This window comes from Psychrobacter sp. 5A.1, assembly GCF_030407455.1.
Classification (GTDB): domain Bacteria; phylum Pseudomonadota; class Gammaproteobacteria; order Pseudomonadales; family Moraxellaceae; genus Psychrobacter.
In genome coordinates this window covers 1-14128 of the sequence record NZ_JASDDJ010000077.1, presented here as the reverse complement: position 1 = coordinate 14128, position 14128 = coordinate 1, and the positions used below count along the sequence as shown (strand labels likewise).

At 42.9% G+C, this 14128-nt stretch carries 8 protein-coding genes, 2 tRNA genes and 1 other RNA gene; 3 read left to right on the top strand and 8 right to left on the bottom strand.

Going from position 1 to position 14128, the window contains the following annotated elements; genetic code table 11:
- Nucleotides 1-756 precede the first annotated feature (756 nt).
- Nucleotides 757-2142: a glycerophosphodiester phosphodiesterase family protein gene (locus tag QL982_RS13050; RefSeq protein WP_290162480.1), complete on the bottom strand. Its 1386-nt coding sequence runs from the start codon at nt 2140-2142 to the stop codon at nt 757-759.
- Between the two features lie 390 nt (nt 2143-2532).
- Between QL982_RS13050 and QL982_RS13045 the strand changes: the two genes are divergently transcribed.
- The 3 genes from QL982_RS13045 (at nt 2533) to QL982_RS13035 (ending at nt 5535) form a co-directional block, all read left to right on the top strand.
- Complete coding sequence (locus QL982_RS13045) at nt 2533-3204, top strand: dienelactone hydrolase family protein (RefSeq protein ID WP_290162481.1); 672 nt, start codon at nt 2533-2535, stop codon at nt 3202-3204.
- Nucleotides 3205-3289: 85 nt separating this feature from the next.
- Nucleotides 3290-3648, top strand: a transfer-messenger RNA (tmRNA) gene (ssrA, locus tag QL982_RS13040).
- Nucleotides 3649-3906: 258 nt separating this feature from the next.
- Nucleotides 3907-5535, top strand: coding sequence for a long-chain-fatty-acid--CoA ligase (locus tag QL982_RS13035; RefSeq protein ID WP_290162483.1), 1629 nt, complete (start codon nt 3907-3909; stop codon nt 5533-5535).
- 340 nt (nt 5536-5875) lie between these two features.
- On the opposite strand, the gene QL982_RS13030 is transcribed toward QL982_RS13035, so the two are convergent.
- The 7 genes from QL982_RS13030 to QL982_RS13000 form a co-directional block, all read right to left on the bottom strand.
- A tRNA-Leu gene (locus QL982_RS13030) sits at nt 5876-5962 on the bottom strand.
- A gap of 124 nt (nt 5963-6086) precedes the next feature.
- Nucleotides 6087-6160, bottom strand: a tRNA-Cys gene (locus QL982_RS13025).
- Between the two features lie 188 nt (nt 6161-6348).
- Nucleotides 6349-6483 (bottom strand): putative transporter small subunit, encoded by a 135-nt coding sequence (locus QL982_RS13020; protein ID WP_290162485.1) that lies wholly within the window; start codon nt 6481-6483, stop codon nt 6349-6351.
- 84 nt (nt 6484-6567) lie between these two features.
- The gene (locus QL982_RS13015) at nt 6568-8217 is read right to left on the bottom strand and encodes a sodium:solute symporter family protein (RefSeq protein WP_356645807.1); all 1650 of its coding nucleotides are present in this window, start codon (nt 8215-8217) and stop codon (nt 6568-6570) included.
- Between the two features lie 1002 nt (nt 8218-9219).
- Entirely contained in the window at nt 9220-10323 is a 1104-nt protein-coding gene (gene fdhD, locus QL982_RS13010) for a formate dehydrogenase accessory sulfurtransferase FdhD (RefSeq protein ID WP_290162488.1), read from the bottom strand.
- 94 nt (nt 10324-10417) lie between these two features.
- Complete coding sequence (locus tag QL982_RS13005) at nt 10418-12739, bottom strand: FdhF/YdeP family oxidoreductase (RefSeq protein ID WP_290162490.1); 2322 nt, start codon at nt 12737-12739, stop codon at nt 10418-10420.
- Nucleotides 12740-13156: 417 nt separating this feature from the next.
- Nucleotides 13157-14047, bottom strand: a complete 891-nt coding sequence (locus tag QL982_RS13000; protein ID WP_290162492.1) for a LysR family transcriptional regulator — start codon at nt 14045-14047, stop codon at nt 13157-13159.
- Nucleotides 14048-14128 lie beyond the last annotated feature (81 nt).

Here is a 14128-nt window from a genome sequence, read left to right as displayed (position 1 = left end):
TGTTGGTCATACTATTTTCCTTCTTTGGGTTAGTATAACCTCTTAGCAGCTGTCCAAGTTTATTATGCCACTACAGATCCGCCAAAGACAACTAAAGAGCATAAGATCTATCTCTACACCGACAGCATCCTACCCAGCTATGGCGTCACCCAAAACTTTAGAGTATGGCCGTGGTACATTCCACTACTAGTACTACAAGCCTACGTCAAACTAGGTGGCGGCTGGATACAGTCCAAAGGTCGCAACATCATCAATGAACCGCAGTATCAGCACTTGCAATATCCACAGAACAAACCCAATCCTTACATAGACCCCAATATAAATCCGTATCGTATTAAAGTCATAAACAATCAAAGCAAATGGTTTCTTTGGCGCTGGCGTATTATTTGGATATTACACACCTTATTTATACTTAGTATCATTGGGTTGTTTTATGCACTCTTTTTAGGCTATTTGGATGATTATTAGAGGTGTAATAAAGAAGGTTTTTTACCGAAGTCGTCGCTCTAGATGGCAACAGTGGTATGGCCGCCTATCATATTTAGCATAGCGTGCAATACAACCAAACAGATCTCGCTTACTTAACTCAGTATCTCATTCAATAAAAAAGGCCAGCTCAATGAATAAGCTGGCCTTGCTGTTAAAGAGTGAAAATGATTACAAGACAGTCGGTTCAAAATAACATTCTGCTGATAAAAAATGCCATCGAGCGAGTCTGACACTGCCCATCATGTTTTTTATATTGGTATAATGAATCTATTTAAGACCTTTGCAGTTGGCGTAGTAGCTGACTGTAGCAGGCCAGTCCGAAAAAATACCTTGGACACCGACGTCTTGTGCTAGCACATCAATATAATTCATCATATCACCATCATTATTGATGGCATCGCCAAGACCGCTATAGTACCAACCACCGCCATTTGCTAACGGCCCTGAACGTTCTATCGACCACGTAATGATTTTTAGACCATTGGCTTTGGCCTGTTTTGCGTATGCTGAGGGCAACATTTTACCATGACCATCAGTGGTAATTAATATCCAAGGCGGCGGTGCAATGATATTGATGCCACGGGCTTTGATGTCAGCCAATGAGTGCTTCCATGTGGTCGCGTCGTTTTTATCAAACGTTTTATCCTTAGCGGTTTCGTTGCTGTCATCGATGAGATAAACGGCATTGGCACCATAAGCGGGCTCATTTTTGATCCAGTAATCGAGATCTTCGATATTAAACGACTGCGCAAACACATCACTTGCAGGCACATTCGCTGCCTTATAAATGTCTATCAACTGTTGGCGGTAATCATCTAAACGGTAGTTATTGAAGGGCATGGTCACTGCGGGCGCTTTTAGCTCAGGCGTGTGTTTCATACCCAATTGGCGCGCCAACGCGATATGCTCTTTTAAAGTCAATACCTTACCATTTTGTGAATACAAGTCCGTTCGCCAAGGCGCGGTCGCATCCATATACTCGCTAATGCTGGTGGCTTTCTTATTCGCGGCATCCATTTTGCCCGTCAAGGTTTTGAATTGAGCGGCACTGATATCTGAGGTGCGGCATTCAATACGGTCGGCATTGGTCAGTTTACCCTTAGCATCCAACACAGGTGGCACGGTGCATTGCTTGGCCAGCGGTGTGGTCAAAATATTCGTGGTGGTGTGCAAATCGTTTTGTGCGTGACGACAGACCAGCTCGCCGTCATTGGTAAAAGCCACATCGCACTCTAAGATGCCTGCACCCATTTGCGCTGAGGCAACATAGCTATCATAAGTGTGTTCAGGTAATTGCAGCGGTGCACCACGATGCGCGATAGAAAAGTTGGTTTTGCTAGGCGTTTGCGCACTACAAGCCATTAGTTCGTCTTTTAATGGTCCTGCATCCATGTCATTGACCAAGTAAAATGGCCGCACACCATAGGTATAGGCTTGAGGCTTAGCAGGCAAGCTTTTTGGTAGTTGTTTTAGTGATGGCTTAATGGTCTGGTTGGATGTTTGAGTCAATGTGGTATTGCGTATATCGTCTGCTGCCATTGATAGGGTGCAAGTGGCCCCTAGTGCTATGGCTATACTGACTGTCTTAACGGTTTTAAATGGCGTTTTTTTGAGTTGATTGAGCGTTGCCACTGAATTATTTAATATTGTCATGTAAAATGTTCCTGCAAAATTATAAAAAAATCCCATTGGTGATATCAATAGAGATTAAAAATTGTTGCTTGATAATTACTAAAAGTAACCAAAGGTCGCATGTGCGATGATGAGAACTTAGCATTAATGCGGACGTAATGGTAGGCGAATGTGCCAAAAAATAGAAAAATGACTGTATGTAAGCTTGATAGTATCGAACTTTTCGGTCATGAAATTATACCTGCCTTTTTCTATTGTTCACATTTCCGCCATTTTTTGTACAGTCTTGCATTATTGACCATGCGCTTAAACTAGCAGATGATGTTGACCATATGATGACACACACGTTATCTTGGTAAATAATATATAGAAATGCGTAGAGCATATCCCACTACATCATTAAGGATAAATATGAGTAACTATTTAGACGCGGTCGTCGTTGAGCACAATCCCTCTCAAAAAAAGATAGATCGCGCTGTGATTTGGCTGCATGGCTTGGGTGCCAGTGGTCATGACTTTGAGCCAGTTGTACCGCAACTTGGCTTGGCTGATGATATGGCGGTAAGGTTTATCTTTCCACATGCGCCAAAGCGTGCAGTGACGGTAAATGGTGGCATGGTGATGCCAGCATGGTACGATATTTTAGAGATGAGTCTAGAGCGCAAAGTCGATGTCGCTCAGATTGAAGAGTCTTCTCAACAAATACAGGATTTGATCAGCCGTGAGATAGAGTGTGGTGTCGCTCCTGAGCACATTGTCATTGCAGGGTTTTCGCAGGGTGGGGCAGTGGCGTATCATGTGGCACTTGGTTATCCAAAGCGTTTGGCCGGTTTGATGACACTATCTACCTACTTGGCAACGAATGACAATATCGACTATAGTGCTGCCAATAAAGACATGCCGATTTTGATTGAGCATGGTACACACGATCCCGTTGTCCCTGTGGTTTTAGGCGAGCAAGCACAGCAATTATTATCTGATAAAGGCTACAATGTTGCTTATCATACTTATCCGATGGCGCATCAGGTTTGTATGCCACAGATTCAAGCGATTGGCACATGGTTGAATACAGTGCTTGCGTAGACAATTAAGCTGTAACGTAATGTAATATAAGTATCATATAGGTTGAATGTTAACGTATATATCCTATATAATACTCGACCTTATTGGGGATGTTCTGGCTTCGACGCTGGTAATGAAACTCAATGATGCATGTCGAGAGTATATGTCCTCTCGTTAATCCAACATATATTGTTATAGTCGCAAACGACGAAAATTACGCTCTAGCAGCTTAAACCCTGTTTACTTGGTTGCTGATCACCTACAGTTGGTCAACTAAGTTGAAGCGTCCGCATGTAGGCTCGCCACAAGGGATTGTCTCAATCGCTTGGGTTCAAAAGTAGAGAATCGGCTAATCCATCCTGACTGTCGGATCGGTGCAGACTAAAATTAAAGACAGAAACTAAACATGTAGATTCATGAGCGTAATGCTGGCGGACGCGGGTTCAACTCCCGCCATCTCCACCAAATATTAAAAATCCGATCACTTAGGTGGTCGGATTTTTTTGTCTAAATTTTATGTGTTTGTATCTAAAATGACCATGAATCATTGTTTAGATATAAAGTATAAGAGCATGAATGATCTTTTTTGTCATCAATTGAGGTCATAGTATTTGCTTGTTTTAATCTGTGATTCTGATTATTCTTAATTGTGGCCTATTCGGAGTATCAGATGATATACCAATAAGAATAAGCTGACGTTCAAACAACTACAGGGAATGTACTATGTTAGGAAAAATGATGTATCAGCCATTGCTGATCAGTGGTCTAATCGAACACGCTGCCCGTTATCATGGTGATACAGCGGTTGTCTCCAAAGAAGTCGATGGACAGATGACGCATACCAATTGGCGTACTGTCTCCGATAATTCAAAACGATTGGCCAATGCTTTGGCTGCACTGGGATTACAATCATCAGAGCGCATAGCGACTTTGGCTTGGAATAACCGTCGTCACTTAGAGGCTTGGTATGCGATTTCAGGCAGTGGCATGGTTTGCCATACCATCAATCCTCGCTTGTTTCCTGAGCAGCTTAGCTACATTATCAATGATGCTGATGATCGTGTGCTATTTTTTGATACTACTTTTTTACCTCTTATTATGGCGATTAAAGAAGATATTAAAGGTGTTGAGCACTTTATTTGTCTAAGTGATCGAGACGATAGTATTGTAGAAAAACTGCCTGACGTATTGTTCTTTGACGAATTATTAGCAGATTATTCTACTGACTTTGACTGGCCTCAATTCGATGAAGCGACAGCCAGCTCTTTATGCTATACCTCAGGCACAACAGGCCACCCTAAAGGGATTTTATATACTCACCGATCCTCTGTACTACATGCGATGGCGCTATGTATGCCTGACGTCTCAGCACTATCTGCGCAAGATGTTTTACTGCCAGTAGTACCGATGTTCCATGTCAATGCTTGGGGCACACCTTATGCTGCTGCGTTGACGGGCTGCTCGCTCATACTCCCTGGTCCCAATCTTGATGGTGACAGTTTGGTTTCTCTCATTGATGATTACCAGATAACGGTTGCTTTAGGGGTTCCGACAATTTGGCAAAGCTTATTGACTGCCGCCAAAGCTAGAGACAGTAAGCTGGATAGTATGACGCGTACCATTGTTGGCGGAGCTGCTTGTCCACCATCGGTCATCAAAACCTTTAGAGAAGATTTCAATTGCGATGCCATACATGGATGGGGTATGACGGAAACCAGTCCACTTGGCACGATGAATCAAATCAAGGCCAAGCATAAATCGCTGAGTAAAGATGAAATTAACGAATTACGTAACTCTCAAGGTCGCCCCCCTTATGGCGTTCAGTTGCGTCTGATAGATACGGATCAGCCGCTACAGTCTATTAAAGAAGACGGTATGTCTCAAGGTCGTCTACAGATTAAAGGGCACTGGATTATCAATGACTATTACACCGAGAACCCTGATGCCATCACTGAAGACGGCTGGTTCGACACGGGCGATATTGCCACCATTGACGCAGATGGTTATATGAATATCCGTGACCGCTCAAAAGACTTGATCAAGTCGGGCGGGGAGTGGATATCTTCAGTGGAGCTTGAAAATATCGCAGTCGCCCATCCACAAATAAAAATGGCGGCTGCTATCGCTGCAAAGCATAAAAAATGGGGTGAACGTCCAGTTTTGATAGTGGTAAAAGAATCAGATGCGGCGCTCGGTGAGTCACAAGTACTTCGCTTTTATGAGGATAAAATTGCCAGCTGGCAGATACCTGATAAAGTCATTTTTGTAGAGAATATTTTGCTTAATGGTGCTGGAAAAATGGTCAAAAAAGACTTGCGTGATAACTATGGTGATGCATTGCTAACTCTGTAGTAGTAGATCTTAATAGTCATGCTATTTGAAGAGTCCAGCCTAGGGCGTGTCTTCAATTCACTCGATAGTTATCTAAATGGGCTAAAACAGCTAAATTTTGCTAAACATCGTCAAATAGCTGGTTAATATCCCGATATTATCTGCACTATTTTCCTCGTTTGACTGCGATTTATCTCATTTTCATCACCATTTTTGAAATGAAGACACGCCCTAGAAATCAGATGGTTTTTGCTGAAGGTAGTGGGATAGATAGAGCAGGAGAGTATGGAACGCCAGATACAACAAAGCCCCTGATATCAGGGGCTTTAGCTGTTCTATAAGATAGTATAGGACTATGTAATGGTACCCGGAGCCGGACTTGAACCGGCACGCTATTGCTAGCGAGGGATTTTAAATCCCTTGTGTCTACCAATTTCACCACCCGGGCAAAACTTGTTTTATCTAATATGTAAACTAGCTGATAGACCATCTAGTTACTAGATAAGTGCTCGCTATTATAGTCATTTATGATAATAATGCAAGCTTAAATTAACGTAAAGTTAATAAATAATTGGAGGCTGGAGTCGGAATCGAACCGGCGTTAACGGAGTTGCAGTCCGCTGCATGACCACTCTGCCATCCAGCCAATCAAGGTGGCCTATATTAGCAAAATTATAATAAATTACAAGTCCTTTTTTCATTAAAAACAGGTTATTTGCTACCTTATCTATAAATGACCCTAATTTAGAGTTATTTATACGATTAATAGGCTTTATAACGCTATCACCAAGCTAGTGCTCAGTGATGTTTTCTAAAAATAATAGCGATGACATGCTAAACGATGTCCTTATTATCCCGTTTGGCTTTTTTAATATCACGATAAGTGGCCGTGCAAATTAATATCAGCACTCCTAAGGTAATCGCTGGCCAAATTAGAATATATAAGCCATAAATAAAAACATTGTCCATGATATCTCCTTATAGTATTTCTCAGTAAGTAGCGGTTAGCCATACATTGCCAGCCAACCGCCGCTCGCATGAAGCAATTTTAATTTAAGATTTAGATGACGATGGCATGTCAGTATTTTTATCGTAATTGCCCACACGTTGCTTGATTAAGTCAAAGTCAAAATGTTCGTCACCCATCAGGCTGACTATCACACAGACGATGGTACTAGCGCCGTAAGCCGTCAGTGAGGCGAGTAAGACCATGTATTGACGTAGGAAACCAGTGGCAAATATTAGCATCAGTACCAGCGTGATAGCGGCGGCTCCCATGCCAACTTTACGACCTAAGAAACCAAAGACCATCAGACCAATTACGACAGCGCCACCGACACTGGCTAGTATCTCGAAGAATAGAGCTGTGAAACCCGTAATCGGCACTAATTCAAAGCGGGCAACGCAGAATAAGAGTAGGCCGACGATGACCGCTGAAGTAAAGGCGGTATTGGTCACGCGATTCCAAAACACACTGGCAATCACAGGGAAAACAATAGCGCCCCATAGTGCACCAACGAAGACCAGCATGACCAAGATATCGAGCTTAAAGCTGGCAAAAATTAGTCCAGCCGCTGTCGCAACAATCATCGTGCCACGACCGACGAGCATCATTGTTTTAGGTTTAACATGACCTTTTTTGGCGATGTTTTTACCGTAAACATCCGCCATCATAATCGTCGATAGTGCTGATAAATCGGAGTCAGCGGTGGATGACAATGAACCAATCACTAAAATAAAAAACAATCCGATAAAGACAGGATGCAGATAAGTACTGACCATTTGTGGAATGAGGTTATTCATATTGCCATCGAGTGGTTCGATGCCGATGGTGACCGCCATCAGTCCAATCATACCAAGACCAATGACAATCCCTGCATAGCCGACGGTGGCTGTGATAAATGTCGCTTTAATCTTGGTTTTATCAATCGCAAATAATCGTTGGGTGATGGTTTGGTTACCGATAGCATATGCCAATACCGCGACAAAATAGGGTGCGCCTTGTTGAAAAAAGGCTTCAGAAGAGAAAAAATCCTGCTGCTCTAACGTCAGGTTTGACAGTCCGCTGACCATGACCTCAGGGCCACCCATGGCAAATAGTACTGCTGGAATAATGACGACACCAATGGCCATTAACGCGACCAATTGGGCGAAATCGGTAAAAACGGATGCACGGAAGCCTGACGTTAATGTGTAACTTAGTACACCGATACCCGCGATCATCACCCCTGTTTGGAACGATAAGGGCGACAGAACTGACACCAATGCTCCAGCAGCAGTGAAGTTGACCATCAAGCTAATTAAACTGCCCATAATATTGGATATGGCTAAGATTAATTGGCTTGATGAACCGTGGCGGGCGTGAATGAGCTCACCGAGTGTATGGCCATCTGGCGCCAATTCACGAAAGCGCATACCAAAAGGGTAGATGAACAAAATCATCAACGCGCCCCAAAAGCCATAATGTATCGGTCCTGATACCCCGTATTTATAGCCAGAGGTGGCGGCAGCGTAAAATGAGGCTGCCCAAATCCAAGTGGCGGTCATGCTGGCTGCACCCATACCAAAGCCAACACCGTGACCTGCAACCATAAAACCAGAAGTGGTTTCTTTGTCTTTTTTAATCAATAAAGACAGTAAGTAGGTGCCACCATAAAAGGCTAACAGCAATAAAATAATCGTTAATGATGAAAATTGGAACAATGACTCAGTTTTCAAATTCATACCTCGCAATTGTTTGTTGATGAATAAAGTTTAGTAAAACTAAAGATACCAAACTATTAGGAATACCACACAGCCTATACCGCCCTCATACCGAACGTATGTGGCTAATATGAATAGCGAAAATACCAACTGTAGTGGTAAGCAAGTGCTAAGTGTCATGCCCAGGTCTTAATGACACACATCGTGTCAAATCAAAAAGACAGGGGCGACTCTCAATAGGCGTCAGTTCATGGATAAATCATGACGCTATTAATAGGCATACACAAAGGTAGCTGAGTGCTAAAGAAAGCTCATATGATGAGCGTCCATAGCAGAATTACGAATGAGTACTAAGCCATGATTGCATGACCCGAACTCGATTTAGACAGCCTTATCAGCTGTAATAAGCAATAGGTAAGAAGTCTCTATCCAACTATTGCGATTGATGTATTACTTAGCGGCATTAATAAATAAAACTACATATTTGTTAAGCACTTGTAACATATTTGCGCGATAAGGGTAACCTATTATGTCGCCAATCTCAAATGTTATCCAACATTCGCTAGATTGTGTTCAAAACTGACACATCAGTCGTCATATATAGTTGACTCAGTTTAAAAGAGCGTCAAGGCAACCGAGTGCAGATGTATGTGTGATACGTCAAGCGAGGTTAACGCTGTCACTCTTTTATAAAGGATTGACTATAGATTGATGGAATAAAGTATTAGGGCGTGTCCTCATTTTAAAAATGGTGATAAAAATGAGATAAATTGCCGTCAAACGAGGAAAATAGTGCAGATAATATCGAGATATTGACCAACTATTTGACGATGTTTGGCAAAATTTAGCTATTTTTAGCTCATTTAGAGAACACTCGTTTGAATTGAGGATACGCCCTAGAAGGTAGGGTTTCAGAAGGGGTATGTTCGCAATAAGGTTGAATACTATTTTAAGCCATGTTCTCATTTTAAGCCTCACAAGCTAAATGGTGACATGCATGCCCTAGAGATCTGCATAGCTTGTATAATAAGTGACTCGGTTGTCACGCAAAAAACCAGCCAACCCAAGGCCATAACGCTCAGCGACACGCACTGCTGTACTGGTGGGTGCCGACATACCAATTAGCCAAGGTATACGGCTTCGAATAGACTTTTGAACCAGTTCAATAGATAGCCGTGAGGTCATGAGTACGCAATCAACGTCTATCTTTTGTCGCAATTGCCAGCCGATTAACTTATCGAGCGCATTGTGACGTCCCACATCCTCAAATAAGTATAGCTGCTGATTGTGTATCGTCGCTGCGGCATGTACTGCGCCTGTCAGTTGATGCGTATGCTGCGTGGCATCCACTTGTTGACGCAGTGCCAACAGATAGTCAAGGCTTGGGACAGTCGCCTTAGAGTCATCAATACTTGCTTGTTGAGTATCCTCGTGTTGCAAGTCGCCTTGTGAGTAGTTGCTCAAATCAGGCAAAGCTTGTGCTAGTCCAGTAATACCGCACATACCGCAGCCTGTACGCCCTGCGAGCTGACGTTTTTGTGCTTGGATACGTTGATGGCAACGCTGGCTTAATACCAATTCCACGACATAGATATCATAATCTTGGAATTGCTGTAGGCTTTGCTCAATTGCTGCTGAATCAAGACTTTCATCGCTCGCATCTTGCGCAAACTTCTGATAGCTTTCAATATCTGCAAGCTGAGTCACGTCCCAATCGAGCAGCTCGTGACTGTATTCAATCAGGCCTTCACTAAATAAGAACCCAACAGCCAAGTATTCAAGTTGATGGGGACTGGCCATCAGTACCGCATAATGAATCCCATTAATGATGATAGAGACCGCCGCTTCTACTGCTAAGCTGGTGGTCTGAGATTCGATCTGAATACGAGTGTTATGATTAGGGGTTCTGTTAATTGACGGGTAATGATGTTTTTGTGCCAAATGACCGCGAGCCAGTGGCGTATTTGATGCCCCGTTATTTTTAGGTAAGTCAGTCGGATCTGTGTTGGTTTCAGTCGGATCTGTGTTGGTTTCAGTTGAATCACCTATTGTAGCTGGATGATCAGATGACCCACTTGGCTTAGCATTATCTTCGATTATTATCACGGTTTATCATGGCCTAAAAGTATGGGCGTGTTTATGGTCATTTAGAGGGATAGCCAATGAAAATATCATTCTCATTGGCTATTTGCAGTATGATTTATGCGGGCGTAGCTATCGGCGTGTTTGCTTCTACGCGCTCTAAAACGACGGTCGTTGATTTGTACGCTGGGATATGGGAGTCAGGCGCATAAGTGTCCAAATCAAATAGGTCATTGCACTCAGGGTAGTAAGCGGCAACAGCGTTAGAGGCAATATCCATCTCGGTTAATACCAGTGGACCTAATATGCGTGGTTGCTCGGTGCTGCCTTTAGCACGCTGGCGAGTGACCATGACACGGTCGCCTTTTTGCCAGCCGAGACGGCTTATCTCATCTGGATGCATAAACAGCACATCACGGCGATCAGTTTGGCGATAGCGGTCTTTAAACCCAAAAATCATGGTGTTGAATTGATCATGGCTGCGGACACTGGTCAATTGCCAAATCTTCTGCGTTGTATCTTTATTATCATCCACATCGTTTGCGTCTGCCATTTGTGCTGCGACAAAAGTAATGGGGTATTCGGGTACTTCAAATTGAGCTTTGCCGCTCTGGGTATTCCATACGCGATGACGCGCTGCATGATATAAGTGAAAGCCGCGCTCAGTGGTGCGAATGCGTTGATTGAAGTCTTCAAACCCATTAATAGCTTGGGCGATATAGTCTCGAATAACATCAAAATCCTCACTCATCGCAAGCCAAGGAATAGACGAGTCCGCGCCGAGTACATGCGTTGCGATATCTGCCACAATTTGCGCTTCAGATTTCAAAGTATCACTGACAGGTTTGAGTGTGCCTTGGGTGGGCACTACCTGACACATGGAGTCTTCGATGGTCGCAAACTGCTCACCCTTTGTCGTGACAATACGCTCAGTACGGCCTAAGCAAGGCAGAATTAAATTATTTGCACCTGGATATAGCATGGTCTCATTGAGCTTGGTGCCGACAAATATATTAAGCTGAGTGGTGGTTAAGGCTTGTTCAATGGCGCTAGTATCGGGTGCTGCTACCGCGTAGTTGCCACCCATGCCCATAAAGACTTTTAATTTGCCTGCGATAAGGGCCTTAGCTCCTGTGACGACATCGTAGCCATGCTCTTGTGGCATAGGGTGCTCAAACACACGCTCAAGACTGTCTAGCAAGCTCTGGCTAGGACGCTCATGGATACCCATGGTGCGATCGCCCTGTACATTGGAGTGCCCACGTACGGGAGAGGCACCTGCGCCATCAATACCAATCATGCCCATTAATAATAATAGGTTGGTAATCATCGCGACATTGTCATCGCCCTGCACATGCTGGGTAATGCCCATGCCCCACGTGCAAATCGTCGCTGGACTCTCAGCCACTAGCTCAGCGAGATTGATAATATCTGTCTGAGAAATACCACAGCCGAGCGTGATGTCTGCCCATGATTGCGCTGTTAGCCACTGTTTTAAAGGTTCAAAACCTGACGTGTGAGTGGTAATAAAGTCGTGATTGATTTTATCGTTTGCAATCAACCATTTGGCAATGCCTGTCAATAGTGCGGCATCGCCACCGATTTGAATCTGAATGACATCATCGACCATTTTAGCGCTTTGACCCGCTGCCATGTGTGTTGGTTTTTGCGGATTCCTAAACTTATTTAAACCTTGTTCGCGCATGGGATTAATCGAGAGGATTCGACATCCTTGCTCGTGAGCATGGGCGAGCATTTCTAGCATTCGTGGGTGATTGGTCGCTGGATTTTGCCCAAACATCAATATCAATTTGGCCTGCTCAAAATCTTCTAACTTAACTGTCGCTTTACCAATGCCCAACTGTTTACTGAGCATGACAGAGGTTGGTTCGTGGCACATATTAGAGCAATCAGGTAAATTATTGGTACCAAAACAGCGTACAAATAACTGAAATAAAAAGGCTGGCTCATTGGTCACACGGCCTGATGTATAAAATAGCGCCTCATCTGGTGAACCAAGCTGTCCAAACTGCTCAGCGATCAAACCATACGCAGCTTCCCAAGTGATAGGAACGTAGCGATCTTGCGCGGCATCATAATACATTGGCTCTGATAAACGGCCACTATGCTCAAGTTCGTACCCCGACCATCCTTGTAGCTCAGTGACAGTGTGTCGCGCAAAGAACTGGGCATCTGCTTTTTTGGTCATGGTTTCACTAGCGATGACCTTGATACCATTTTCGCAGACATCTATAGCTTTGTGGGACTTGTGGTCAGGCCAAGCACAACCTGGGCAATCAAATCCGCCTTGAGGTTGGTTGCTTTTGAATACGCTGACACTGCCACGCAAAAAAGTTTGATAGTCCATCAGTTTACGAGTAGAGGAGATCAGCGCAGGCCAACCAGCAGCAGGGTGAGAATAAATAGGGATTTTGCGCATGACAAACCTCATAGATAAATGGTGATGGATAAGTTGTTGTTATAGACGACAACTATATAATGGTCAGTGGAAACTTCATATGATCATTAACTATAGATAACAAAAAACCTTCGAGAAGATTGAGTGTTCTCAAAGGTTGATAAGTGACCTATGCTGTCAAATCTGTAGACATTCACTTGGGAGATTTTAGTTACGTAGCCTGACAATAAAAGTCAAACCACATCTGTCTTGGCGTTCTATAGCCTAAACCTATAAAGTGCGTAATACTGAGCAGCTTTTCGAAGAGGGTTGGATCTAATATAGTCAATTTTCTCAGAATATTAAGTCTCCGATAAAGTTGGGGCGGTTCATCTTACTCAATATATATTTTTACTTATAATAAAATGCAAGTATTGTCGAAATATCACGATATAATTTCTATACGCATTGTAAAGTTTCCATAAACTGCATTTTGCTATTCAGCATCTCTTTTTTCAGCCAATTTTTAAACACCACCTTTCTCTCATCTTCGTAAAAAGGATGATAAGACAATAAATGATAAGACGAGCTGTCTGCCATTGGAGGATGGATTAATTCTAAAAAGTGATGCGAAAGTTCTTTTTCCACCATAAACATTGAAACAATAGCGGTTCCCAAACCAGCTAAGCACCCCTCAATACATAAGTAAAAGTGCTCTAACACCATGGTCTCGTACGATAAAATCTCGCTACTGACTAACTTAGATTTATTTATGTGATGCCAAAAATTTGGTCGAGAAGAAGTCAGTAATAGGGTGTTCGTTGGTTCAGTTCTAGGGTTGCGGACAGCGACTATGTATTCTTCAATAATTTTCTCATGAAATATATTTTTGTCCCATTCAAAATCATTTCTGCGCAAAGCAATATCAATAGATTTCCCTTGAAAGTCTACTGTTCCACCATCCGTTAGTAATACAATTTCAAACCCATAATTTAATGAATTAAATTCAGCCAAACGCGGTATCAACCATTTCATTGAAATAGTGGGCTCACAGGAGAGTACCAGTTGCTTTTTTCGATGATCTTGCCTCGTTAGATCCACAAGACAGTCATCTAATTTTGCAAAAACTTGCTGGCAACAAGAAAAAAGTAGATTGCCATTGGCTGTGAGCACCAGTTTCTTATTGACTCGGTTAAACAAAGATACACCTAAAGCATCTTCCAAATTCTTAATCTGTTTACTTACTGCACTTTGTGTCACAAACAGTTTCTGAGAAGCAAGCGTCACACTATTATGCTCTGCAACGTAGTAAAAGAACCTTAATGAATTCAACGATATTTTTTCTATCATGCCAAAATCTCATAGATGATGATGTAATAAACTCAATTTTAGTTTATCTGTAAATGTAGGAGAATGCACTTAAATTAATAA